Source organism: Paenibacillus sp. FSL L8-0436 (assembly GCF_038593025.1).
In the GTDB taxonomy this organism is placed as follows: Bacteria; Bacillota; Bacilli; order Paenibacillales; family Paenibacillaceae; genus Paenibacillus_AQ.
The window spans coordinates 7363171-7386656 of record NZ_CP151955.1; the positions used below are offsets into that span (position 1 = coordinate 7363171).

At 49.7% G+C, this 23486-nt stretch carries 28 protein-coding genes; 2 read left to right on the top strand and 26 right to left on the bottom strand.

Features of this window, described 5'->3' with window-relative positions; translation table 11 throughout:
- Positions 1 to 188: 188 nt before the first annotated feature.
- The 7 genes from NSS79_RS34035 to rpsF all read right to left on the bottom strand — a co-directional run bounded on the left by NSS79_RS34035 (position 189) and on the right by rpsF (position 7770).
- Positions 189 to 1217 carry an LCP family protein gene (locus tag NSS79_RS34035; protein ID WP_342440494.1) on the bottom strand — a complete coding sequence of 343 codons (1029 nt, stop codon included), beginning with the start codon at positions 1215 to 1217 and terminating at the stop codon, positions 189 to 191.
- 436 nt (positions 1218 to 1653) lie between these two features.
- A complete protein-coding gene (gene opp4A / locus NSS79_RS34040) occupies positions 1654 to 3369 on the bottom strand; it encodes an oligopeptide ABC transporter substrate-binding protein (protein ID WP_342437811.1) in 1716 nt (571 codons plus the stop codon).
- Positions 3370 to 3641: 272 nt separating this feature from the next.
- Entirely contained in the window at positions 3642 to 5624 is a 1983-nt protein-coding gene (locus NSS79_RS34045; RefSeq protein WP_342437812.1) for a DNA mismatch repair protein MutS, read from the bottom strand.
- A 405-nt stretch (positions 5625 to 6029) separates the two neighbouring features.
- Positions 6030 to 6404, bottom strand: a complete 375-nt coding sequence (locus tag NSS79_RS34050) for a VOC family protein (RefSeq protein WP_340895758.1) — start codon at positions 6402 to 6404, stop codon at positions 6030 to 6032.
- 233 nt (positions 6405 to 6637) lie between these two features.
- Complete coding sequence (gene rpsR, locus NSS79_RS34055; protein ID WP_019914552.1) at positions 6638 to 6910, bottom strand: 30S ribosomal protein S18; 273 nt, start codon at positions 6908 to 6910, stop codon at positions 6638 to 6640.
- A 21-nt stretch (positions 6911 to 6931) separates the two neighbouring features.
- On the bottom strand, positions 6932 to 7438 hold the full coding sequence (ssb, locus tag NSS79_RS34060; RefSeq protein WP_342437813.1) for a single-stranded DNA-binding protein: 507 nt from the start codon (positions 7436 to 7438) through the stop codon (positions 6932 to 6934).
- A gap of 47 nt (positions 7439 to 7485) precedes the next feature.
- A complete protein-coding gene (gene rpsF, locus NSS79_RS34065) occupies positions 7486 to 7770 on the bottom strand; it encodes a 30S ribosomal protein S6 (protein WP_038598251.1) in 285 nt (94 codons plus the stop codon).
- A 215-nt stretch (positions 7771 to 7985) separates the two neighbouring features.
- Here rpsF and NSS79_RS34070 point away from each other — a divergent pair, with 215 nt between their 5' ends.
- The gene (locus NSS79_RS34070; RefSeq protein WP_038598253.1) at positions 7986 to 8183 is read left to right on the top strand and encodes a YjzC family protein; all 198 of its coding nucleotides are present in this window, start codon (positions 7986 to 7988) and stop codon (positions 8181 to 8183) included.
- Between the two features lie 935 nt (positions 8184 to 9118).
- Here NSS79_RS34070 and NSS79_RS34075 read toward each other — a convergent pair.
- The 18 genes from NSS79_RS34075 to NSS79_RS34160 all read right to left on the bottom strand — a co-directional run bounded on the left by NSS79_RS34075 (position 9119) and on the right by NSS79_RS34160 (position 22397).
- On the bottom strand, positions 9119 to 9607 hold the full coding sequence (locus tag NSS79_RS34075) for a phBC6A51 family helix-turn-helix protein (protein ID WP_342437814.1): 489 nt from the start codon (positions 9605 to 9607) through the stop codon (positions 9119 to 9121).
- The gene (locus tag NSS79_RS34080) at positions 9600 to 10205 is read right to left on the bottom strand and encodes a hypothetical protein (RefSeq protein WP_342437815.1); all 606 of its coding nucleotides are present in this window, start codon (positions 10203 to 10205) and stop codon (positions 9600 to 9602) included. The genes NSS79_RS34075 and NSS79_RS34080 overlap by 8 nt, the downstream gene beginning before the upstream one ends.
- Positions 10192 to 10380, bottom strand: coding sequence for a hypothetical protein (locus NSS79_RS34085; protein ID WP_342437816.1), 189 nt, complete (start codon positions 10378 to 10380; stop codon positions 10192 to 10194). The genes NSS79_RS34080 and NSS79_RS34085 overlap by 14 nt, the downstream gene beginning before the upstream one ends.
- A gap of 69 nt (positions 10381 to 10449) precedes the next feature.
- Positions 10450 to 10959, bottom strand: coding sequence for a hypothetical protein (locus NSS79_RS34090; protein ID WP_342437817.1), 510 nt, complete (start codon positions 10957 to 10959; stop codon positions 10450 to 10452).
- Between the two features lie 65 nt (positions 10960 to 11024).
- Positions 11025 to 12083, bottom strand: a complete 1059-nt coding sequence (locus tag NSS79_RS34095; protein WP_342437818.1) for a hypothetical protein — start codon at positions 12081 to 12083, stop codon at positions 11025 to 11027.
- Between the two features lie 328 nt (positions 12084 to 12411).
- Positions 12412 to 12675, bottom strand: coding sequence for a hypothetical protein (locus NSS79_RS34100; RefSeq protein ID WP_342437819.1), 264 nt, complete (start codon positions 12673 to 12675; stop codon positions 12412 to 12414).
- The gene (locus NSS79_RS34105; RefSeq protein WP_342437820.1) at positions 12675 to 13517 is read right to left on the bottom strand and encodes a hypothetical protein; all 843 of its coding nucleotides are present in this window, start codon (positions 13515 to 13517) and stop codon (positions 12675 to 12677) included. The genes NSS79_RS34100 and NSS79_RS34105 overlap by 1 nt, the downstream gene beginning before the upstream one ends.
- A 13-nt stretch (positions 13518 to 13530) precedes the next feature.
- Positions 13531 to 13860, bottom strand: a complete 330-nt coding sequence (locus NSS79_RS34110; RefSeq protein ID WP_342437821.1) for a cold shock domain-containing protein — start codon at positions 13858 to 13860, stop codon at positions 13531 to 13533.
- Between the two features lie 136 nt (positions 13861 to 13996).
- The gene (locus NSS79_RS34115; protein ID WP_342437822.1) at positions 13997 to 14350 is read right to left on the bottom strand and encodes a hypothetical protein; all 354 of its coding nucleotides are present in this window, start codon (positions 14348 to 14350) and stop codon (positions 13997 to 13999) included.
- Positions 14351 to 14834: 484 nt separating this feature from the next.
- Positions 14835 to 15059, bottom strand: coding sequence for a helix-turn-helix transcriptional regulator (locus NSS79_RS34120; protein ID WP_342437823.1), 225 nt, complete (start codon positions 15057 to 15059; stop codon positions 14835 to 14837).
- 78 nt (positions 15060 to 15137) lie between these two features.
- Complete coding sequence (locus NSS79_RS34125) at positions 15138 to 16166, bottom strand: hypothetical protein (RefSeq protein ID WP_342437824.1); 1029 nt, start codon at positions 16164 to 16166, stop codon at positions 15138 to 15140.
- 52 nt (positions 16167 to 16218) lie between these two features.
- Positions 16219 to 18087: a DEAD/DEAH box helicase family protein gene (locus NSS79_RS34130; protein ID WP_342437825.1), complete on the bottom strand. Its 1869-nt coding sequence runs from the start codon at positions 18085 to 18087 to the stop codon at positions 16219 to 16221.
- A 527-nt stretch (positions 18088 to 18614) separates the two neighbouring features.
- Entirely contained in the window at positions 18615 to 19025 is a 411-nt protein-coding gene (locus NSS79_RS34135; RefSeq protein WP_342437826.1) for a hypothetical protein, read from the bottom strand.
- Between the two features lie 63 nt (positions 19026 to 19088).
- Positions 19089 to 19577, bottom strand: a complete 489-nt coding sequence (locus NSS79_RS34140; protein WP_342437827.1) for a hypothetical protein — start codon at positions 19575 to 19577, stop codon at positions 19089 to 19091.
- Between the two features lie 70 nt (positions 19578 to 19647).
- Positions 19648 to 20097, bottom strand: a complete 450-nt coding sequence (locus NSS79_RS34145) for a helix-turn-helix domain-containing protein (RefSeq protein ID WP_342437828.1) — start codon at positions 20095 to 20097, stop codon at positions 19648 to 19650.
- A 1269-nt stretch (positions 20098 to 21366) separates the two neighbouring features.
- Complete coding sequence (locus NSS79_RS34150; RefSeq protein WP_342437829.1) at positions 21367 to 21633, bottom strand: hypothetical protein; 267 nt, start codon at positions 21631 to 21633, stop codon at positions 21367 to 21369.
- Positions 21634 to 21759: 126 nt separating this feature from the next.
- Positions 21760 to 22092: a hypothetical protein gene (locus NSS79_RS34155; protein WP_342437830.1), complete on the bottom strand. Its 333-nt coding sequence runs from the start codon at positions 22090 to 22092 to the stop codon at positions 21760 to 21762.
- Positions 22093 to 22097: 5 nt separating this feature from the next.
- Positions 22098 to 22397: a hypothetical protein gene (locus NSS79_RS34160; RefSeq protein WP_342437831.1), complete on the bottom strand. Its 300-nt coding sequence runs from the start codon at positions 22395 to 22397 to the stop codon at positions 22098 to 22100.
- Positions 22398 to 22708: 311 nt separating this feature from the next.
- Between NSS79_RS34160 and NSS79_RS34165 the strand changes: the two genes are divergently transcribed.
- A complete protein-coding gene (locus NSS79_RS34165) occupies positions 22709 to 22918 on the top strand; it encodes a helix-turn-helix transcriptional regulator (RefSeq protein WP_342437832.1) in 210 nt (69 codons plus the stop codon).
- 433 nt (positions 22919 to 23351) lie between these two features.
- Here NSS79_RS34165 and NSS79_RS34170 read toward each other — a convergent pair whose 3' ends face one another.
- Positions 23352 to 23459, bottom strand: a complete 108-nt coding sequence (locus tag NSS79_RS34170; RefSeq protein ID WP_342437833.1) for a putative holin-like toxin — start codon at positions 23457 to 23459, stop codon at positions 23352 to 23354.
- Positions 23460 to 23486: the final 27 nt, after the last annotated feature.

The following is a 23486-nucleotide window of genomic DNA, read 5'->3' on the forward strand; positions in this document are numbered from 1 at the left end:
CTTGATCCTCCTCAAAGAGTTCCGAAGGAATTAACACTTACCTTCCCCTTGTTACAGGGCCATTGTAGTTATACGCCTAAGCGAGCAATAAGTTCCATCTCATTATACCATGAAGACAGTAAGCAGCAGCCACTAACCTTGCACATGGCTGCTGCTTTTTTAAGGATATGATATTCGTCCTGACCGTTCTATTGTGCTTGAGCTGTAGCCTTAGGCTCCAGCGCGTTTTTCGCTTTGCCCGGCTCAATCAGCTGATCAACCGGTGTGCTGGCACTCATCCAATTGTCGATCAAGGCCTTCGCTTCCTTCAAGTCTTCTTCATCTATGATATCGTAATACAATCCGTTGATACGCTCCCCTTCACCCATCACGGTAAAGCTGGAAATATCCATGTCTTTGCCGCTCATGAATTTCTTGGCCAGGCTAATAATGGTGGACGGCTCGATATCGGTCTTGAAATTTTCACCCATAATGTCCAGCAGCTCAGGGATCTTGCCGATTTGGCTGATTGATAACATTTTATTCGCAACCACATCAATAAAGACCTGCTGCCGTTTGGTCCGGTTAAAATCACTGTCCTCCCGGTAACGGGTGTAATTGAGCGCCTCTTCACCATCGTAGTTCGATTTGCCGCCCTCGATCGTAAATTTCTCATGATCCTTGCCTTTGTTTACGATATCCTTCTTAATCGGCAGCGGTACGCCTCCAATGGCATTCACCGCATCCTTGAGGCCTTGGAAATTAATTGTGGCATAATATTGAATATCGTGCCCCAGCAGTGCCTCCAGCGTATCCTTAGCCATTTGCTGGCCGCCAAATGCGTAAGCATGTGTGATTTTGTCTTTCTTGTTGTCATTATGCCCGATGATTTCGGTGTACGTATCCCGCGGTATGGAAATGAGCAGCATCTTGTAATCCTCTGGACGAATGACCGCATAGATCATCGTATCGGAACGCGCCGTTTCATTGTCACGCTGGTCTGTACCCAGAAGCATGAGAGAGAACGGGTCGCTTTTATAAACAACCGACTCCGGTTTGACTTTGTTGTCGTTCAAAGGCTGATAAGATTCTTCCGCCAATGTTTTTTCGACCCGGTCTGACAGGAAAAGATCAAAAGCCACGACGGCCAGCTGTTTTTGAAACAGAAAACCCCCGGCGAGGATGACTACAAGTGCTATAAGGGCAATATACCTTTTTTTTATTTTTTTCTTCTTCATCATTGGATTCCTTCTTTATGGTGGAATATACACAGGATTGCTTGAAGATCTATTTACAATGCTTGCCTGCTGCTTACCAGACAGTCATGACTGGGTTTCTTTTGTTGAACATGCTCTCTGCCCTTATTCAGTCTTAGTGTTCCCCCTTTCAGGAATTAGGGTCATTCTAATTGTTGAATAAACCTGGAAAACAACTTTGACACAGAAACAATATTTCTATTGTAATCACTTGACGCATAAAAAGAAACAACAAATACCGACATCATCTGTGCTGCAGCAACTTGTAATCCATAAAGTATATGACGAGCAAAACTCTATTTTGTTATACAACTTGACAAATAAATATTTAAAAACCTGCTGACCAGCTTAGGCTTTGACACAAAAAGACCGCAACCCCCGTGATCTCTCGGGATGCGGTTTTTGCGGTCTCAAATGTCTAATCGATATCCTTAATCCACCACTTCTGCGGCTCCACAATATTGCTTATAGCATTCACTCTTACGCCCTGCAAACGATGATTAACAGCAGTAATATTGGCCCGTTCGGCAAAAAAGATCATCGGAACCTCTTCGTTAATCAGCTTCTGCCACTCATAATACACCTGCTTGCGATGCTCCTTATCATACGATTTGGTGCCCACACCCTCACGGATCAGTTCTTCGCTGCGTGTTGAATGCCAGCGCGAATAATTCCACAGATCTGATGAGCGCCACAAGCCTGACGGATCCGGGTCACTGGCTAGTCCCCATACCCCGTTAAACAGCTCGACCGAAGGATCATCGTTCTCTACCGCTTCGTAGAACGTATTCAGCTCTTTCAGACTTCCGCCGTTTAGCTGTACATCTAGGCCGACCTCCCGCCAATTCTGCAGAATCGCCTGCGTGCGCGGCGCTGAGGTCTTGCTGCCGTTCATGGCATCATAGTGAATGATGAATTTAGCTCCCTTGGGGTCCTCGCGCAAGCCGTCGCCATCCACATCCACATATCCCGCTTCATCAAGCAATGACCTGGCAAGTTCAGGGTGATAGGGATAGGTAATAATTTCTGAATCGGCAATTTTGGCCCAGCTTGTACTGGGGACCGGAGTTTCAATCAGCGTTCCCAGTCCATTGGAGAATTTATTGATAATACCTTGACGGTCCAGTGCGTAGTACATAGCTTTGCGCAAGCGCTTGTCTGCAAACTTGGGGTTATCCATGACATTTTGTTGTGTTACATCATCCCAATGTCCAAATTTGAAGCCTATGTATTCGTAGGACAGCTCCGGTGACTGCAGAACCTCAATATTATCCAAGTCCTTTATGGCTGCAAAGTTATCCCGCGGAACCGTTCCAATATCGATCATGCCTTCCTCGAACTGGGGAGAAAGGCTCTCAGGATCCACTACCTTATATACAACAGCGTCAAGCAACGCCTTTCCCCGGTGATAATGGTCAAACCGCTTCATTTCCACAAGCTGCCCCGGCTGAATTTGCGTTATCTCAAAGGGGCCAATGCCAATTGGGTTTTTCCGCACCTGATCACTTTCCGGCATATCTTTAACAGCCACTCCGCTATAATATTTCTTGTTCATCGGATAAGGCCACAAATTGTCAATTGTATTTACTCGTGCGGCATTTACCGTAATTCTCAGCCGATATGGATCAATGACTTTGATTCCGGAGATTTCCTTCGCTTTTCCGCTATGATAATCTTCTACTCCCTTAATCATTTCCACGCTGTAATACCTTGAACCTGTGTAGTCAGGGCTGGCAATTGTCTCAAGTGCAAATTTCCAGTCTTCCACCGTCAGCTCATCGCCGTTATGCCAGCGGACACCAGGTTTAATGCTGAATGTGAACACGGTATGATCTTCGGATTCCTGCCAGGAAGCAATATTCGGTACGGTCGTCAGGTCATCCTCGACGGTAAACATAGCCTCCGTAATGAAATCAAGAACATTGGAATCATCATCTCCTTCAAAAAAAGCGGGTTCAAACAATCCCTGGAAGGGTGAGGTGTAGCCATAGGTAATGGTACCTCCTGCCTTCACTTCATCAGCCGTTTTGCTGAAGGATATTGTATTTGAATTATTGCTTAAGCCTAAACCGCTGCATGCTGAAAGTAGAAAAGCCATGAGCATCAGCATTCCGCCAAGTTTACGTTTATGCATGTATTCCTTCCTTTCTTCTGTTCCTCTAACCCTATATGGAAGCGTTTTCTAATGTTTATTTTACTGAATTTATTATTAAAATTTAGTTGTCATTCCAATTTAAGCTATATATATCATATAATTCGTAAAATTTTTAAAACACGGTTTTGATAAACCACATTATAGAGGATATACAATATTCACCTTAAAGAAAAGACCCTATTTGTAACCTTTGTGCGGCGGACACAAAAAGGCCTGCCTTTTCGGGGCAGACCTCCGTTCAGAATTTATGCCTATTGTTCCTCATCCCTATGGATGATCGTCACGCCTTCAACATGTCTTTTTCGCATCAGCTTGCGCTTTTTACGGGTATCCTTGCTCTCGAAAATAATATCAAAATCATAATCGTCAGGGTACAGCTCCGCTTTGGAGAGGTAGGGCTTCAAGCGTTTATGATTTATTTGCATTTTTTGCTTTTGAATCATGATCCCGACCATTCCCAAGTCATTTCGCTTCTCATACACAATCCCCGTTCTCCCAAGGGAGCTGACATACACCGCATCGCCTACCTCAAAACTTACGGCCTGCTTCTTGCTGTCTGCTTCCTCCGCAGAGTCATTCTGCTCTCCGCCTTCTTGAGTCCGCTCTTTGTCCTCATCATTCGATTCAACGGACAGTCTCGATCCTTCAGTCTTATGCCCTGTGTGCCCGGCATTAGGCCTGCTCCAGTTGACTCTCCCGCCCTGTTGTTCCCGCTGCTGGGCTACAAGCTGCTGCGAGCGCTGAATGACATTGCCCGGGATACCCAGCTTCTCGGCGATTTGCAGCGCGTAGCTTTCACCCGCCTCGCCAATGGTCAGCTTGTAGAGCGGCCGGAGTGTCTCTTTATCGAACTCCATCCGCGCATTCTGGAATCCCGGGGTTGAAGCAGCAAACACTTTTAGCTCATTAAAATGAGTAGTGACAATGATATTCGCCCCTTTGCGGTTCAGTTCCTCAAGAATGGCTATGGAGAGAGCAAAACCTTCACCGGGATCTGTCCCTGCCGCCAGCTCATCAATCAGCAGCAGTACCCCTTTGCCGGCATCCTGCAGCATTCCCTCAATACTCTTCATCTGGGCAGAAAAAGTGCTCAGCGACTGCGTCAGGCTCTGTCCGTCTCCAATAACACTGATTACATCGCTGAATACAGCAAAGTCACAGTCCTCCTCTACAGGAACCAGCATTCCGGAATGTACCATTAAGGTAAGTAGGCCCAGCGTTTTGAGCACAACTGTTTTCCCGCCAGTATTGGGGCCTGTTACAATCAAAGACTTAAAGCCCTTGCCAAACTCCAGGCTGACCGGCACCATATCCTTCAGCTTCGGATGCCTGCCGCCATTCATCCTCAAGTAACCACGGTCATTCAAAGCCACTCTCCTCGCCCCAAGTGTGCGGGCATACTTAGCTTTGGCAAAGATGAAATCATAGGTGCCCGTCACATCAATGTTGACCCGCAAGGCTTCCTGCTCCTGTTCTACCATGCCGCTGAGCATGCTTAGAATGATTCCCTCTTCCCGTGCCTCGTCAGCAGCCAGCAGCTCCAGCTCTCCCTGCAGGGCGGCTATATCATAAGGCTCGACGAAGACGGTCTGTCCGCTGGTCGATTGATCCAGCACTGAGCCTTTCACCTGTTTGTGATATTCGCGTTTTACAGGAATAACATAACGCCCGCCGCGCATGCTGACCAGATTCTCCTGGAGGATAGACTGGTGCTTGGACATAATGCTCTCCAGCTTCCTGTTCAGCCGCTCTTTAGCCACTGCCAGACGCTTGCGCACTCTCTCCAGCCCTTTACTCGCCTGGTCTTCTATCACCCCAAACCGGATACAGCGTTCAATTTCCTCTCTGACATGCCTCAATTCCTGCAGAGAAGCTCCATAGGCGGCGATCCGCGGCGCACTTTGCTCCTTGGAGGCCATATACTTGCGCAGCTGACTGCAGCTGTTCAGAAAGGTGCATACCGACATAAGATCCTGCTCGTTATACATATATCCGGTACCCAGCAGTGACATGATCGACTCGATTCCCTCCAGAGAAGGCAACGGAACACTTGCCCCTCTTCCCAGCAGCTCATAGGCTTCATCCGTTTCATCCATTGCCCGGTGGATTGCCGGCAGGTAAGTCATCGGTGCCAGCTCATTTACATATCTTCTTCCTTCATAGGATACTGCATGCCGTGCCAAATCCTGTTTGATCTCTTCGTATTCAAGGGTATTCAAACTTTGCAGATTCAATGTTTCTCCTCCTCTATTGTCGACCTGAATGTATCAGGCGTGATTGTTCCTAACGCAAAAAAGGGCAAAGACTACCACTACGGCAGTCCTTGCCCTCATTTATAGGGTGTTGTCTCTGAAAACAGAAAAAACCGTGCTGCAAGAGCACGGTTAATTACAAAGAGAACAACAGCCGTAAAGAGGCCATCGTGACGCTTCGTGTGTTCTTAACTAAATCATTCACCTTCAACAACCAGAGCATGTCGCGGGACAGACTCAAACAGAGCACACGTATCGCCTAATCCGATACCTGGCGCAGCTAATTGTTCAGGTAATATGAAATTGCTTAGTTAAGAACGCTCACCAACATCAAAATTTCCCCTTTAGTTTAGGATAACTGTAATTTACTACATTCTGTGACATCCGTCAATTGGCAACAAAACAGTTCAATACCCAACTAATTCTATTCTTACTATCTGCAACTTGTCCATGAAGAGCGCCGAAGAAAGTCTTTTGCAGCTCAACCAGGACTTGACCGCCATCAGCAATCAGTTTGTCATAAATGCCGCGCAGCTGTTCCTCGCTGTCCAGCCCCATAATAATGCTGACATTTTCCGTCTTGGCGCCTTTCCCGTAATCATCGGAGAAATGGATCAGACTCTGGCCCAGATGCAGCTCTGCATGCAGCCATTTGCCTTTATGCTCATTCAAAATCTTAATTTCCCCGCCAAACACGCTCTGATAATATTCTACCGATTCCTGTACATTCTCAATGACTACATAGGGGCTTGCACTGACCATCATCATGCCTCCAAGAATTAAATTTTACGGCTGTTTAGCTTCCGTCATTTCTTACTCATTATATACAATTAAGTATTTATGACCAAGCGGGCGTACTTTGACTACAGCCGTCCTGCTATCATTTGGTTTTATCCGTCTTCTTCTATTTAGCTGAGGCCGGTTAATGCGGGAGGGTGTCGTTTAGGAGCAAACAAAAAAGCAGCCGGTTGCCCGGCTGCTTTGTATAAAGCGTCCTATTCCGTTGTGTAAGGCAGCAGCGCGATTTGACGCGAGCGTTTTACAGCAATGGTCAGAGCGCGTTGGTATTTTGCACTTGTACCTGTTACACGACGCGGCAAAATCTTTCCGCGTTCGCTGATGAACTTCTTAAGAAGCTCAGTGTCTTTATAATCAATGTGAGTAATTTTGTTCACAGTGAAGTAGCACACTTTTTTGCGCTTGTTGCGTCCACCACGACGTGCCGGTCTTTTGTCGTTGTCTCCGCCTTCTCTTTGTTTGAAAGCCATGTTCAGTTCAGTCCTTCCTTATTAAAATGGCAAATCATCGTCCGATATATCGATCGGTTTTCCATCGCCCGAAAAAGGATCTTGATTATTGTTGTTGTTACGCGGGGAATTATTGCTATTTCCGCGTCCACTGTTACCGCCGCCACCGCCATAGGCTGGTTCTTCAGGAGTACCTGCACCACTTGGTGTATTTCCGCCTTCACGGTTCTGCGAAGATTCCAGGAAACGGACATTATCGGCAATGACTTCGGTTACGTATACACGTTTACCTTCGTTATTCTCGTAATTCCGTACTTGGATGCGTCCTTCCACGGCTGCCAGTCGTCCTTTGCGCAAGTAATTGGCACAGGTCTCAGCCAGCTGTCTCCAGGTTACTACCGGGATGAAGTCCGCCTCGCGTTCACCGTTCTGGCCCGTAAAGTTGCGGTCTACAGCAAGTGTAAACTGCGTTACGGCAACACCAGCGGGAGTATAACGAAGTTCCGGGTCACGGGTCAACCGACCGATCAGAATGATACGGTTCAACAATTCAATCCCCTCCTTTAACGCGATCAATTACAAAGCTTGTCAATATCTTAGGCAACGTCGTTCGTAATGAGATAACGAATTACTTCGTCGGAAATCTTCATGAGACGTTCCAATTCGGTAACTACTGCAGGTTCTGCATTGAAGTTAACCAAAACATAAACGCCATCACGGAATTTCTTGATCTCATACGCAAGACGGCGTTTACCTTGCACATCGTGCTTTGTAATTTCTCCGCCGTTGGAGATGATGCCTTGGAATTTTTCGACTGCTGCTTGAACGGCTTCTTGTTCAATGTCAGGACGAATAATGTACATGACTTCATATTTGCGCATAATTTTCACCTCCTTATGGTCTGCGGCCCCTGATCACGTCAGGAGCAAGGAACGAGCACAAACATAGACTCGCACCATATTAATATACCAAATAGTTCTGACGAGTGCAAGCAATATTAATCAATGCCATTTCCAGGTACTTTTTAGCTACATGAACAACCCCACGAGTGCGCACAATATAACTGTATTCACCACTCTAGAGAAGGAGGGATATCATGGGCGAACAGACGGAATATGAAAAAGGCGACAAAGCACCTAACCCCGGTGTCTACATGGAAGTAGGCGAAGCACGCAGCTTCCACACACAGATCAGTAATCCGAAACGGATTGAAATGGAAAAGGGTGATACCTTCCCCGAAACCACCAACAAAAACCGCAAATGGAAAAAGGTCGAAAAAGCGCGGGTCCATTAATTTTTGAGCACCATGTATAAAAGAGTCGATCCTGTCCCATAATAAACTCAGGCAGTACAAAAGAGAGGTGTGGTTCCGTTGGACGTCGTAGACGAACACAATCACTGGGATTCTGATTCAGCAACTATTGTAACCCGGGAAGAGTAAGGGCTGGTCTCCTAAAAAAAGCACAGTCTCAGCACAACCCAATCACTTTAGCGGCTTTACACAGAGAAATTCCGAACATCATTGATGTACTGCCTCTGGAGAGGGACCCGAAAGGGTTCCTCTTTTTGTGGTGATTAAGTACAAATAAAAAAACCTCCGCCGATCAGCGAAGGTTGGATTAACGATTATAAAGTGCTGTAGTGGCGGAGAGGGTGGGATTCGAACCCACGCACGCTGTGACACGCCTAACTGATTTCGAGTCACGTATTTGCCCGCTAATGTACGGAAAAGCCCGCAGCATCAACGTTTAGTTTACGATCACATACCGGACTGATTCCGATACTTCTACGTTTATTCGATTATCTACCTATATAATAGCATAACGGATACGCGTAGACAAACGTAGAATATGACCCCCGGATTAAATTTTTATTGTCGGACTGTATATGCAGCAGAATTCGAGTCCTGGCTTGGGTGCCTTGGGGTTTTGACGCGTCACCGTACTAAAGTATGTATTTTTATTCATCCGCTGACCTAGCTGATTTATAATCACGTAGCTATCCGTAGACAAAAGAAAAAGCCCGCAAACCCTTATGTATCAAGGATTCACGGGCTCATACGCAGGCCGACCGTAGCTTATGCGCGTTATACATACGTCAATCAAGCGTTTATACATTCGATTATGCACCGTTTATGCAGCGCCGACCCCCGAGTTTTAGGGCGGGCAGGCACCGTGAGCCCCGTGCAGGTAAAACGCGCTTTTAGTCCGGAATAGTCGGCGTACGTCTCTACGCTACTACGTCCTCGTCGCCGCTACTATTACCGTTAACTAGCGCATCAAGCTCGCTGATATCCGCGCGGATCTCTTCGTCTGTCTTACGTCTGTCCTCTACGGTCTGACGCGTATCCTCAACGACGGTCCGATCGGTGAGCAATCCGTATCTGCGGAAGTATAGGTCGAGCGCCTTAACGGAAGGGACTCCGTTCGCTCCGCCTCGGATCGCTTTCATCAGCGCGGTGTTAACCTCCGATCTCATTGCGCTAAGCTGCATATCCGTAAGGTAGTTAACGTAAGCACCGAATACCTCCTGCGCCTTCCATTCGAAGAACGTACTCCGCGCGATGCCGATCTCGTCCGCCATCTCCTGCGCGTTCTTCTTCTTACCATCATCCGTCAGCAACTCCGCCCATTCATTCGTTACGATAAGCTGCGCTGCCTTCCGTTGTTGTGGCGTTAGCTGCGCTTCAAGCACCTTGCGTTGTCTAGCGTTATTCATAAATCATCGTCTCCTCTTCTGTTGGTATTAGCGTTAGTGCTTCGTCATATGCCGCCCGGAACGCCTCGTCACCCGCAATCAATCGTTTACGCTCCGCTTCTGCAGCCCGGCGTTCATCCGAATAGCCTCCGTACTTATCGTACATACCCCACTCGTTGCCTGAACGTTCGCTCATTAACGCGCTTATGTCGAAATGAAGACGCCGCATAGCGCTGTTCACGTCGAAGTCAACCGTGCGCCCTTCGTCGATAGCCTCGTTAATACGTTCAAGCTCGCAGAATATCGAATGAACTCCGGTTGAGTATAGTGGCGCAAATATGCCGTATGAGTAGTTGAGCATGCGTCCATAATCCCGATACTGTTCGAGCTTGTTGACGTCAACCCGTGTAAGCTGTCCCTGCGCCAGAATAGCCGCAAGCTTAACCGCGATCGCTTTAAACGGAGCGAGGCGGTGTACAATCGCGGCAGATAGCGGCGGCTCTACGATTATGGGACGCGGCAACGGATCGGCCGGCAGCCCTTGTTCGATGCGGACCGCGCGGAGTGTCTCCGTTAGGCGGTCGAGGTCAGACTGTAACTCTGCGTTAGTTAATGCCAATATCTTCGCCTCCTTCCGCTGCAGCCAGCGCTAACCCGATCTTCTCGTCCAGTGCGTGAAGTATCTCAAGCTCGCGGCCAGGATTAACCGCTAATACAGCCGTAATCATCTCCGTAAGGTCTGCGGCTGCCGTCGTTACATCCACCGTAAATTCGAGTAAGCAGCGTTTTTTCATTAATAAGCGTCCCCTTTCGTAATAGAAAAGACCGCCCCATTATTGGAGCGGCCGTTATTTATTCGTATGTTATTCGCCGAGCTGCGCCTGTAATTTCGCAAGATCCGTTTGTGCTTCTGCTCGTCTTGCTTTTAGATCCTCTATAAACTCCTTCGCGGATACCTGCTGTTCTGGAGTCTCCATCAAGTAGAAATTAGCCTCTTCCTTTGCGATCGCATCGTCCAATAGCTTAACTCTACCTTCTAACGATGTGACTCTTTCCTTGATCTTAGCAGCGTCTGCAGTTACTACCGGTTCAGCGACCGTCGTATCTGTCTCCGCTATTGCGTTCGCTTTACTTTCCATCGTTATAGTTTTCCCCTTTACGGTCAACTCCGTACCCGTCGCCTCTGATAACGCGCGGACTGGGATGTAGGTGCTGCCGTTTATGATAACCGCGTCTGCGATCTTCTTGCCGTTTTGTTCTACCGAGAATAGTCCCGTTACCTTTGCGCCGATAAGCGACGAACTGGCCGCATATCCGATCGAGCTACCCAACAATAGCGCAGCCGCTGCTATTCCTATAATTTTCTTTTTCATGCACGAACCTCCCAAAAATAGTAATTGTCATTAGTATATCTGAGAGATTCGCAATTGAATAGTATTTACGCGCCCTCAAGCGCCGCCACACGCCCGGCTAAAAGTAACAACGACGTCCCCAAGTTATCCAGCCTCAGATTGGCGTAGTCCATTTCCGAACCAACTACGATACGATTCTCGGAAGTAGACGAGCCGATATAAGCCCCACCCGAGCCAGGCTGCAGCATGATTCGATCGCCCTTTAGGAACAGGTCAAGGCTGGTATCAATCCGTATGTCGTTACCTGCCCGGATTTTCAACTCTTTAGTCCCACCCGCGAAGGAGATAAAAGCCTCATAGATATTTGGGTCCACGAACTCAATACGCCTATCTGTAGTGCTGCCAGCCAGACCCATAAACAGGTTATTACCGATACGCGCGTCGCGGGTGACGTCAATATCGGTGTCACTGGAGATACTCCCGCCGATAATCTGACTCGCGCGGATAACCGACGCAATGACCTCGCTATCCTTGACCTCGCCCGTTAACTTGATCGAGCGTGCGATAACGTCACCCTGCATGTTAACCCGAAATGGTGCGCTGTTAAAGTCCGCGTTACCCGCTGCGATTCCGTGTGTGTTGATCTGGACGACATCATTTCCTTCGCCAATTAACGTAGACACGAAGGAACCGAGCTGGCCGACGACTGTCTCAGCGACGATCATATCGGAACGCAATCGGAGCAGTTCAGCGCGCACGATATCCTCCGTCAGCCATTTCATGCCGGGCTTTTCGTTGATCTTAGTATGCATGAACGGAGTTATTACGCCCTTATCCATTTGATAGACCGTAAGCTCTCCGCCGACCGCCTCGTATGCGATCTCGTCAAAAGCGTGCTGAAACGTCTGTACAACATTCATCGTTTCGCGGAATTTCGCCATTGCTGCCGTGGACGACTCATGTACGCGGATGCCTCCGGACCATATGGCGAAGTCCATCGGTGTATTAAGGACGCGCTCAGTAAGCTTGAAATCATTATGCGGCTCAATACCATATACAACCGTCCGGCCCTGCTCATACCTGCATATGAGGAGAGTAAGGTAAATCTCGCTTTGATCGGCAGGCGGCTCGCCGTGTTGCTCCACGTACGCACGGTACTGACGCGTGGCGACTTCGTGCAAACCGTTTAAGTCTCGCTTAGGCGCTGCCTGAAACTCCTGCATAACGTCCTCGGCCAGCGCAGATCGTCCGGAGCAGAAGATAACGGAATCATCCACCACCCAAAGTTTTTGACCATTATTATTCCAGCGGTGTGTAACCCCGTCAATTCGAGCTGATACCGCACTGTCTGAACCGATCCATAGTCGATCATATGTTTGTAAAACAACAACACTGCTCAATACTATTCCCCCTTAGAATTAAAAAGAGCCAGCGATTACTCGCCAGCCCTTCCGTTTGTGTTACAGATATTTGTTAAGGTCCCGCCGGCCCGCCGATGCTGCGCGGCTTCACCGGTTCAACCGGCGCAAACACGAAATCGCTCTCCGTTCGCAACGCCTCGATTGCGTCGTCTACGCCCCAAACGCGCCCCGCATCGTCAATAGCTACGCCAGACAAATCCGCCAGCTTAAACGCAGCGTCCAACGCTTCCGGCCGTACACCGGCGTTCCGTGACGCAACAAGGAAGTGCGCCCGGATCAGTCGTTTATTGGCGATCTCAAGAAGTTCCTCGCTCATTACGCTTCCTCCTTATATATCCACGTCAAATCGTCCGTTGTCTGGACAATGCGTTCGCCTTCGGTGTCAACAAACGGAGCCGGCGTATGTTCCGGATGTGCCGCGAAGAAAGCGTCCGTATCATTGATGTAGCGGGAGTATTCCATACCGAACGCTTCTTCGGCGGCGTCAATAATGGTGTATGATCGGTGAACCTTTCCGTCCTCTTCAAGCATTTGCGCAGTTTCGAGAACATCGCGCGCGCCTTTGAGGTCGTCACTTTCGAACGGTTTCAGCAGGCCGTCGTACAGACCGCCAAGCTCCGTCCGCGCATTCGTATTTACGGTCGCTGCGCCGGTTCCCTTTACGAAACTACCGTCGCCAGGGATCGCGAGAACCTTCGTAGTCAGCTCCGCAAAGTCTTCGCGGACACGGTTTGCGATATACGGATCGTCAATTTTGCCGGTAAACTCGCGCAGCTTATCGTAGGCGGCCCGTTGGGACGTCGCGAACATAAGCTCCGTTTTCAGCGTCCGGAAGGCGTCTTCAAAACGGCCGAGTTTCGTTGCGTCCGGCTTGCGCGGCGGCGTGTAAATGACCTTTTCAGCCTCGCGGACTGCTTTCTTAAGGTTAGCGGCGTATTCCTGGCGCATGGTGTGCGACTTCTGCAGGAACTCGATAGCGTGCTTTTGTTTGGCGGCAGCCTTTGCTTCTTGCTGTCCTTCTGTCGTTAGCCGCCGATCCATTTCGATCTTGGACAGTTCCGCAGAAAGAGCACGCTTTGCACTTAGCATGATGCCCGCAGAAGATTGCTCAATTTCCCGTACTCTTTCAAGACTTCCCTTTGCCTTTGTGTAACTCATGTTCATTTCCCCTTTAGATTAGTGTGATGTTCTTTGCTACGGTACGGCCGGCGCGGTCAGTTGAGAGGTCGAAATGTACCGTCTCGTCGAGAACCAAATAGTCAAGGCCAGGCCCGAGCGCCGAACGATGGAAGAAGTAATCGTCACGGCCGGCGCGAATGAAGCCGAATCCCCTCGTGAGGTCATACATCTTAACGTATCCGGTCATGCGGCCGCTCGGTTGGTGTGGCTTGCGTCGTGGCGCGGTTGATACGGAAGACTTACCGAGACTTGTTCCGATCTCCAACTCGTCTCCGGTTCCAATGCCGCCGGTCCATATGTTAGCTTTTGGGTATAATGTCATTTAACTTGCCCCTTTGTTTTTATTGGTGTTGCTTTCCGCCATAGCAGCGGAGCCCAGCGGCGTATCCAGCGATCAGACACGGACTCGCCATAGACTATTTCCCGTTGTTGGCCGGTGTCTTCGTTGAGCATACGGACTATGCGCTGATAGTACTCGATTGGCTGAATTGAAAGGACGCGGATTCTCTCTCCCATGGCGGCCGGCCTCCTCCGAATATTTCAAGCGCTTGTATTACCGCGTGCCTTACCTGTGCCTTCGTGATCCCATACAATTTCGTAGGTGACTCCGCTTTGCATACCATGATCGCGAGCCGTTCGATAAGCCGGCACGCCTTCATGACGTCCATTTTTCGGTATGTATCGACGTTAACCTCGCGGCCTACGAAATAGATGATCTCGTCTAACAGTTCCGCCGTTGCTAAACTATCGACAACGTACTCGCTGAATTTGAGCGGGCGCTTTGCTCCGTACTCTATCGCGTATTCCTCCACCGCTGTTAGCCTCCCTCGCGTAAAATAGCGCATATTCGGTATGCTATTGCCTTCGTATGCTTGATTAAAGGCGCACAAATAAGCCCGGCGATACATTGTTCGTCCAGGTTATAAACACGCTAAAAACACGCAGATTCTACGATAAGCGGACGCCGAATAGGTGCCGAGCTGAGCGCTTGCGGGCGGAAGGAATGCGGTACTGTTTGGCGAGGAGCTTCCCGTCCTGCCTGTACGTTGCCATTACGATAAAGTCCGGATATGATCGGCGGATCTTCGCCATGACTTCCGGGTCTTCTGTGTACGCGGCCAGATTATCGGAGTCGAGCCGCCATATTGCGTTGTCCATTACGTAGCGTCCTTCGTCGGCCTAGCAGTTTGCCGTGGATTTGTTTCCTGCGTGGTGCTTCCGGGCGTTTACTGTCCGCCTGTACGACGTTGTTTAACGCTTAAAAGCGCTAAAGTCTTTAATCAAAATAAAAGCGCCCTAGAGCGCCAACTTACCGGATTCCTTCGCGCGCTGAATTGCCGTGAGCACGTCGTCACCAGTGCCGAAGACCTGCGCGATCTTTATACGCAAGTCTCTCGACACCGCACGGCGTCCGCACTCCACATCGGACACAAGCGCCTGACTAACGCCCAATGTATCAGCAAACGCAGCCTGCGTCATGCCGGCCATTATCCGAATACCACGGACACCCATTCCGTCCATATCACAAACCCCCTTTGTCTATTAGAAATAACGCAAGCTTAGTAAATAGAATAGTTGGGATTGTGTACCTCTCCCTTCTTAGGCGGAGATGTGGACAGTGTACGAGGATTTGCAGTCTACGAAACTCTCCGTCAACTCTCGGTCGCTCAGGTTGTAAGACACAACCGGGCCCCACCATATGTGCGACGTCTTACCCTTCCAGGAGTTCCGATCGCTCTGCCAACCGTACCGCCCGTCGAGATATCCGTTATCCTCCGTTCCCTTTTTGTCTACGAGCTGAACCGTATTCTTTTTACCGTGTGACTCTTTGCGCTTCTTGGCCGCATCTATCCCGCTAAGCTTTTCATAACCTCCATATGCGCGCTCCGAGCGGTTCTCTATTTCGTACATTTCCTGCGGATTGTAGAACGGATAAGGCAGAGCCATCCGGCTGCGCTCGCCTATCAATTCCTCCGACCCGTACCGCCCCCGCCGCGCAGACAGCTTCTTCGCGAACGTGCGGCAGCTATCCCCGCAATCTCGTTTATTCCTGCCCGGGCTGCGGTCTTCGAACGGATACTCACACGTTCTGCAGACTTTAATCCGGACGCCGTCGGATACCGCTTCCGCGTCAGCCAGGCAGTAAATGTTAATTCCGTACTCTTTCATAAACGTGCGAGCGCCCTCTCCTGGCGGTATGATAACGTCAACGTCGCGCGGCTTGTCGTATGGATCGCGTAGAATCGTTAGGCCGAGCGCATGCTCCTCCGCCAGTACATAGTCGGCCATTCGTTCAAGGCGCTGGTTTTCCCGGCTTGTTGGGAAGCGGCCGTCTCCTCCGACATGCTGCGCGTGGTGATATCCGAGGATAGACGCAGCCATCCGCCCCGCCGAACGAATCCGGAGTTTTAGCGGATGGTCTGCGTATCTGCGGAAATCTGCGCGCTTCTGATTTGGGAAGGCGTCGCTGGCGGAACCGGACGGTTCTTGTACGGCGGAAAAAGGATCGCAAGGCGGACGCGTAACAGCAGCGAGTGGCGGGACGGAAACTACATGGGAAAGCCGGGCTAGAAGTGCAGGGTAATCCTCAAGTGGACGAGCTTTAAGTTTAAGAGCGAGCTCTTGCATTGGGTTTCCTCCCTCAAGATATTAAATATTTAATGGCAGGCGCGTAGCCGCATCACGCGGCCTTCTCCTCAAGTAACTGTCTCTTTATATAGAAAGTCCTTTCTCGGCATACGCCACACCCGCGCATAGCCTCTAAAACTCGTCTGTCCTCTTGTAAGCGCGCAAACTGCCTCTGCGAAACTCCGATCGCCGTATAGACGTCCTTTGACTTAACACGGGTGCCGTTTTCCATACTTTGAAAGTAGTCGATCAGACTATCCGCGTGTGTTCGGCGGCCCGATAACTTACGCTGCGGCACAAACTCTCTGCGCCAAGCTCCCGGAAAGCATCCGACTATTTTGCCGATTATCGTTTCGTCGCGGTGAAACAGGTACACGCTGACCGGGTAGTTTCGTGAGCGCGGGCGTATTCGGTGGACGTCCTGAACGCGTTCAGTTACGAGTTCGCCGACCTTGAACGACTCTACGCGCTCGTCTTTATAATGAACGCCGGCCAAATCGGTAAATGAGTCGTGTGGCAGTAACGCATCATTAATCGCGCTGGCAACCTGTGGGTAATATGCCTCTCCCTTAAGCAGCCAGCCGAGAAATACTGCTGCGTCACAATCTTTGTAATCGTTGGTAGCCCGCCCGCTGTCGAAGTGCTTCGTTAATACTCGACCCGTCTGTATTTCATCGATTAAGTAACTCTCAAGCTGCGGAAGGTGTTCTTTGTAGAACACGACCATAGTTTTACGGTGCTTTGAGGCAACCTCCTTTACCATTAAAGCCGCCTCTTCGAAAGACTGAGGATGCGCCTCGAAGAACGATTTCGACAGGTTCTCACCGGTGCATACGTGGAAGGAGACATTAACGTAGAGATGTGGAGTAGGCGATTGAATAACGACGAAATTCCCCTCCGCGTAGTGAGGGTCAGTCGCTACCGTGGCGTCTAGTATAAACGGCCGGAAAGCGGTCCACTCATAGTAAACGCGATGAGATGCCGTTACCACGGGCGTTGTATCACGGCGTAAATACACGTTTCCCCCGTGCCGGATCGTTCCCTCAAACGTCGCTAAAGCCTCGAAATCTGAACCCTCGTAATGGTCGGCCCACATTCTGCGCAAGGAATCGGACATAAGGTAGTCGAAGTCAACGGGAGCCATCCGTCCCGAACCGTCGCACTTTTCCAGTTCATTCCGAAGCTGTTGCGCGTAGCTAAGGAACTCGCGGTAGTCACTGTCAATATCCCGGCGTGCTGATGTGCCCGCTCGCTGCTTAGCTTGATATGTGATCGCGCGTACATCATCAATTAGGCGATTCACGTCCTCAACCGATACGGAATGTGTTCGGACCAATACCGGGCGCTCGTCGATAACGAGAAGACGACGTGGGCGGCGCTGCTCATCGCAATCATAAAATGAGGAGAACCGACCGAGCACGCGCATTGTTGACTGCCGGGCAAACATTTCTGCCGTCATGACGACGATGGGGAAGTATGCCTGCTGCTTAAACTGTCTGCGGTGGGATTCGTACGAAGTGATGGCCGGGTCATACCCGCGAATAGCGAACGCACGGCGATACCGTATCCCGACACGCCCCGCTGCTGTGTCATTCCGGTTGATTGCGTTAACCAGCGCTTCGACTTCGTCCTTTTTCTGCTTGACGATGATTGCGCCGAAATGTGGATCGGTCGCGGCCATATGGCGAAGATAGACTTCGAGCAGCGTAGATTTGCCAAATCCACATTCAGCCGCAAATACTACCGGATGACTCATATCGTCCGGAGCGTTCCAGGCGTCAACCATTCCGGCAGCGAACGCCAAGTCTCCGGCGCTCACCTCAAGGCCGCGAGCTAATAACAACGCCTTGAATCCGTCTGTCACTTCGTTTCTTTGCGAGGTTAATGTATATGTACTACTGGTGATTAAATCCGCACTCATCCGCGTTCCTCCTTTGGTTTTGGGTTGCCTACATGAGCGCACTTCTTGAATATGCCCCATGATTCATCTCGCGTACACAAGCCTCCTTTGAGAGAATCTTATGCGCGTGAAAAGGATAGTCGGATACGCCGGGTTTTGGCGGAGCCGGGACAAGGGGCGTTATTCCCCGTAGGCCAGCACTTAAAGGTCAAGGGCTGACGCGACCACAAACCGGTCACGTCCGACTCACTACCGTTCGCCGAACACTGTTAAAATCCGGACATAACTCTATAAGAACATCTTAAAGAGAAGTGTCCGTTTTTTCGCGTATATCCCTTATTAGCTCGCAAAATGATAGAGGTGCTACCTACCCAAACGCTCCACACTCGTTCGCTGCGCGGTACCTGCTATAACACTGATTGAGCGTTGTAACTCCGGCGAGAATCCTCCGGAACATTTCCGTTCAATGGTCGCGAGCTTTGTGCGAAGTCGCCCCACCTCCTTCCGCAGCATAAGGTTTTCATCGCTCAGTGACTGCGGGTCGCTTCTCATGCTGCGCTCTCTCCCTTCACTGGAGTTAGCGGCCCGCCCATCGGATAACGCGCGAGATACTGCTCCATATCGAAGGGCTCGTAAATTTCCTCGCCGTGTTCTTTATAGAGTCGTTGTAAGTGCGCGATAACCTCTTCGATTTCCTCGATAAGTTCGTCGGCGGTAATAGTGCCGGCCAAGAAATCACAGTAGGAAAAGATTAAGCCGTCGCGGCAGTACATCATTGTTTCGCCCGGAATCCCATAATTACTTAAGAGCGCGTGGACTTGATCGGTATCGAGAACGTTAAAGTCGCCGCTGTCCGCAAACACTGCGCGCAGTTTCGCTGAGAAGTCGCTTACCTCCTTCAACGTTTCCAGCAGAATCTTAATTACCGGGATTTCGCATTCCTCGATCTTCTTTAACATGTAACTTCCTCCTCGTATTGTGGTTTAAGCTGCCGTATTTCAGAGCTGCACATACTCCCTTAATTAGAATTCTTTGCCTATAATACTTAGTATCTCGTCTAGTTCTGTTTTGACCTCATAGTGCATCATAGTAGCTCGATCTGTGGGCTGATCAGCAGAGGTTAATCTGCTTACACTCATAGCGTCGACAATCTGGAGGAACGACTCAAGGTCAGGCTCACTTTGATAAAGGCTAAAAATTTCACGTACAATTTGATAGGTCTGGAATGGAGACAGCAACTCCCCACAGTGCAGGAACCACTCACCCGCGCAGTCCTCGCCGTAGTGTAGTACACTAACCCACGTCTGAACCTTGCCCTTTCCTGCGTAGATAACCTCTTCACGTACAACCATGTTATTACGAAGCATGTCCTCGTTATAAAATGCCAGACCACGGTCGTCCGCTACTTCAATAGTGTTAACTTTCAATTTTGCATAAAGAAGCGCTACCCCCGAAAGCGTCCTTTTCCCCTCAGATGCTTGTGTACAATTGATAACCTGTAACTTTGTCATTGTCGATCGTCTCCCTTATTAGTTGATATTTTAGCGGCCCCATTACGAAGCCGCGCGGACTGATACCGGATTAATAGGTCACGAAGTACGATGCGCCCTCCTTCTCGCAGAATGCTATCGCAAGCTCAGCGTCAAAAGCGGGGTCTCCTGTACTAATCTCGCCTACGGTCTTGTACTCGCGCTTCTTAAGAACAACCCCGGACCCGTCTCCGTTATCGTCGATGAGATACTCTGCGCTGTTCCAAGCATCTGCTTCCGACGTCGCTGCCTTTTCCGCTTGAAGCCGCCGAACCCCTAGAAAGAGGAAGTAAGCTGACCCGAGCAACCGCGCAGATTGAATCGGAAGCCCACGTTCGTACCGCCCAACCGTTGACGGGCTTACTCCGATTCCGCTCGCAACTTCCGCGATAGTAAATCCGAACAGTATGCGATACTCCCGAGCGATTGCGCCATCTTCCGCCCATTCTCCGGCGCTCATCTTTGCTACGTATTGCTCGCGTGTCATAAGTCCGTTTGTCATTGTTAATCGTCTCCCTTATCGTTTGGATTTTGGTCTATAGTTAAGCGGTCTTAACGCTTATACTCTATTATTGGTAGTCAACCTGCGCTCCCGCACACATTCCGCCGTCATTTATATTGACACCGCTGGGAGATGTTCTGCGCACCTTCCTTCTACATACACTTCAATGCGTCCCGATACCATTTCGCACAGTGGCCATAAAAATAAAGCCACCGCCCGATTTCGTTTGGCACACTTTTACGGAAATATATTATCGTCGGCTCCGCGCCTTACACATATAGAGACGTAGTGAATACGGTCGTGACACACTTACGTCCTCAATACGTATGGTGCCGCTGACTCCCGTTTCGCACAGCGCCTATATAAATAAAGTCGACGCTCGATCGCTTCCCGCACACTTCCGCGAAAATAAAATATCCGCCTACTCATATACTTACAGCCTGCGGAGCCTCCCGCACCATTTACGATATTATCTACAGCGTATGTTCGGTCCGTACACTCTCCGGATAATAAATATGACGTATGCCGATCGCAGAACGTACACTAGCGCTGTAATATTTCCGCTTATTGTATTATTCGTAGTCTGCGAGGCTTCCCGCACCATTCGCGAAAAATAAAATGCCTATACTAGAGAAAGGGACATAAAACACCGAAGTTGGGACATGCGCATACTATAATATAGGTGGTCTCCAGTCACCCCCGCACCTAGTCCAGAAATTTTCGCATGAAAAAGACGCCACCATTTACCGGCCGCGCCTTTCGTAAGTAAAAATAACCCAAAAGGTAGCTACAGTAAACTAAAATAATTTTGTTAATTTTTGAAACCGTACGAACAAACGTGCGTACTACTATTCATAAGGAACGGACGACCCCACCGCCCGATAAGCGAAGTCGTCCGTAAGTGATCCGTAAGAAGTTGGCGCTTCCTACGTTGTTACCCGAATTGTTAGCGCAATCCGGTGAAGCGTTCCGCGTGGCGATCCTCCGTCTGTAACCGGTAGGCGCGGGTGACAATTCGAGTTGTCAAAGTTGCGCTTGTGCGCAAATATCGGCTATCACCGCTGCAACGATGGCGGTCGGTTAAACAGTCTTCCCCACATACGGCGTTGACGCGCCTCTAAGTTTCATCGAAGATGGTCCGGTAATACAAACACGAATACTAATCGTGTTCACTACCCAAGCCGAACACCTACGGGATTAATCTTAATCTCAGCCCATTTATCGTTAACCTCGCGAATGTACAATCTGCGGCGGTCCTTGCGGGCAAGTCTACGCGCATACTTCATGTGCGGCGACCTCCGTTTCTACGCGGACGATGAAGCCGAGCTCATGCGCCTGGTTAGCGGTAATTTCAATGACATTTGCGACGGATCTACGATCAATGGAAGGTAATGCGCGGAAGAATGCACCAGGAAGGACACATATCTGTTGGCGGCGGTATTTGCTGTTTGCGGGGAAGGCGTAGTCGATTTTAGTGACGATAAAGTTTCCGGTTCTGCAATCGCGTGCGTATCCAATTTCAAACGTTTGTGCCATGAATGACCTCCGCGTTTTAAGCCCGTCGGCTATTATATGATTGCAATGCGGATTTCCGCGAAAAGGACGTCGGGAGTCGCGACACCCTTGTTTCGACCGGTATCCCTCCGGCACTCGTCAGGCGGATCATATCGTTAGCCCCAATTCCAGCAGCGGTGCGGCGACCAAATCACGCACGATAAAGTTCAGCGCTGTCATTCCGCCCCACCGTTCAATCAACGCCGGGATAACGTCTGCAGCCGTGCCGGTTACGTTCTCCGCGAGAATAATGCCGGCGTCTTCGTTGCTGCCTACGTAGTATTCCGGGTCGACTTCACTCCGGCGGACTTCATGCGCCCACAACTGGCCGTCTGATACGAAGATCGCGCGGTCGGAACCGATAAGATACGCCGGCAGCGTTTCGGACAGCGGCTCCTCGTCGTCAGCGTCGTACGTGTAGATTAGCGTTATCAGCTTCACGGTCATTACGCGCCCTCCTTGCTGCGCCGGACCAACGCGGACAGAAGCTCGACGGCCGACATTTCCGTTATGCGGTCGAAGAATTCAACGTTATCGACCGGAAGATCGAAGCCGACGGCTCCGGGACCGCCCGTCGTCAGGTATTCGCCGTTGCTGGCGCGTCTCACACGTTCGAGGACGACGGTTGCGTATTCTACGTCAATGTAGAAGGCGTAATTTGCGTCAACGAGAACGCCGGGGTATTCGGAGCGATAGAACCCTTCGAGTGGGTCGTTAAGTACGTTGACTACGGTGATTCGGCTCATAATATCAGCTCCTTTACGAAGATGGCGGTCAACGTAACGCCTAATTTGAGGCAGGACCATAAAGCGGATTTAAGGGCCTGGCGGCGGTTACGAGTTGCGGTACGGGAACATGCGCGAGAGGGATACGAGGGAACTTCTATAGTAGTGGCTGCGATTGAAATTAAGTTAGGCATATTTGAAACCTCCTGTTAATTTATACGTATAATCGTATAACCTATTGACCCCATAATATACGTATATTCGTATAATGTCAACGGTTGATTTACGATTTGTTTTTCTTTGGGTATAATGGGTTCAAGGATGGTGAGAACGTGAGGAAAGTACGCGTAAAAGTGGACGAGATTATTAGAGCCAGAGGAATTACACAGACCGAACTTGCAGCCAAGGCAGGTTTACGTCAGGCTTCTATTAGTGAGTTGTCAAACAATATGAGAAATAGTATTAACAGGGAGCACCTAGCTAAAATCGCCGACGCTTTGGAAATAGATGATATTACGGAACTACTCGTTATTGATAAGTAAAATACATAGATGAAAAGGACCGCGCCGAATAACGGTAGCGGTCTTTTTTTACGTGGAATTACCGTTGAATTAGGTGTTTTGATGCGTACCCTTACGTTTACCCTTGGACAGCTCTATCGCGGCTATATCACGGGCGTACGCAGGCATAGCGGTCGATATATGTAGGGTAAAACGTAGGAGTCTGCGCACATACACCAGCCCTAACGAATACACTCCGGAAGGTTGTGCGCAGCCAATCCCACGGTAAATCAACGGTAATATAACGACGAAAAAATAGCCCGATCCGCAATGGACCGAGCTCTTCTTGTTGTGTTTACCAACTAAACGCTGTAAAATATAATTGACGAAAAAGAAAACGTGTTTCGCGAGACACACGGCTTCTAATAAAATGATTTGATACAGGGAAGTAGCGACTACTCTTGGCGGGGTGACGCTACTTTTTTGTTTGTTTAATCGCGTACAATGAGATAACGACTGCTAACAGTGCAACGGTATAGCTTCCGAAATTAAACATCAGCGACAAGGATTCATAGGTACTCATGCCCTCCTCCTTTCTGTCGCCGCATGT

Coding starts and splice junctions, on each gene's coding strand:
- NSS79_RS34035 (WP_342440494.1), bottom strand. CDS start 1,217: ATGAAGAAGAAAAAAATAAAAAAAAGGTATATTGCCCTTATAGCACTT.
- opp4A (WP_342437811.1), bottom strand. CDS start 3,369: ATGCATAAACGTAAACTTGGCGGAATGCTGATGCTCATGGCTTTTCTA.
- NSS79_RS34050 (WP_340895758.1), bottom strand. CDS start 6,404: ATGGTCAGTGCAAGCCCCTATGTAGTCATTGAGAATGTACAGGAATCG.
- rpsR (WP_019914552.1), bottom strand. CDS start 6,910: ATGGCTTTCAAACAAAGAGAAGGCGGAGACAACGACAAAAGACCGGCA.
- rpsF (WP_038598251.1), bottom strand. CDS start 7,770: ATGCGCAAATATGAAGTCATGTACATTATTCGTCCTGACATTGAACAA.
- NSS79_RS34070 (WP_038598253.1), top strand. CDS start 7,986: ATGGGCGAACAGACGGAATATGAAAAAGGCGACAAAGCACCTAACCCC.
- NSS79_RS34075 (WP_342437814.1), bottom strand. CDS start 9,607: ATGAATAACGCTAGACAACGCAAGGTGCTTGAAGCGCAGCTAACGCCA.
- NSS79_RS34085 (WP_342437816.1), bottom strand. CDS start 10,380: ATGAAAAAACGCTGCTTACTCGAATTTACGGTGGATGTAACGACGGCA.
- NSS79_RS34090 (WP_342437817.1), bottom strand. CDS start 10,959: ATGAAAAAGAAAATTATAGGAATAGCAGCGGCTGCGCTATTGTTGGGT.
- NSS79_RS34100 (WP_342437819.1), bottom strand. CDS start 12,675: ATGAGCGAGGAACTTCTTGAGATCGCCAATAAACGACTGATCCGGGCG.
- NSS79_RS34105 (WP_342437820.1), bottom strand. CDS start 13,517: ATGAGTTACACAAAGGCAAAGGGAAGTCTTGAAAGAGTACGGGAAATT.
- NSS79_RS34110 (WP_342437821.1), bottom strand. CDS start 13,860: ATGACATTATACCCAAAAGCTAACATATGGACCGGCGGCATTGGAACC.
- NSS79_RS34120 (WP_342437823.1), bottom strand. CDS start 15,059: ATGGACGGAATGGGTGTCCGTGGTATTCGGATAATGGCCGGCATGACG.
- NSS79_RS34125 (WP_342437824.1), bottom strand. CDS start 16,166: ATGCAAGAGCTCGCTCTTAAACTTAAAGCTCGTCCACTTGAGGATTAC.
- NSS79_RS34130 (WP_342437825.1), bottom strand. CDS start 18,087: ATGAGTGCGGATTTAATCACCAGTAGTACATATACATTAACCTCGCAA.
- NSS79_RS34135 (WP_342437826.1), bottom strand. CDS start 19,025: ATGTTAAAGAAGATCGAGGAATGCGAAATCCCGGTAATTAAGATTCTG.
- NSS79_RS34140 (WP_342437827.1), bottom strand. CDS start 19,577: ATGACAAAGTTACAGGTTATCAATTGTACACAAGCATCTGAGGGGAAA.
- NSS79_RS34145 (WP_342437828.1), bottom strand. CDS start 20,097: ATGACAAACGGACTTATGACACGCGAGCAATACGTAGCAAAGATGAGC.
- NSS79_RS34150 (WP_342437829.1), bottom strand. CDS start 21,633: ATGGCACAAACGTTTGAAATTGGATACGCACGCGATTGCAGAACCGGA.
- NSS79_RS34160 (WP_342437831.1), bottom strand. CDS start 22,397: ATGAGCCGAATCACCGTAGTCAACGTACTTAACGACCCACTCGAAGGG.
- NSS79_RS34170 (WP_342437833.1), bottom strand. CDS start 23,459: ATGAGTACCTATGAATCCTTGTCGCTGATGTTTAATTTCGGAAGCTAT.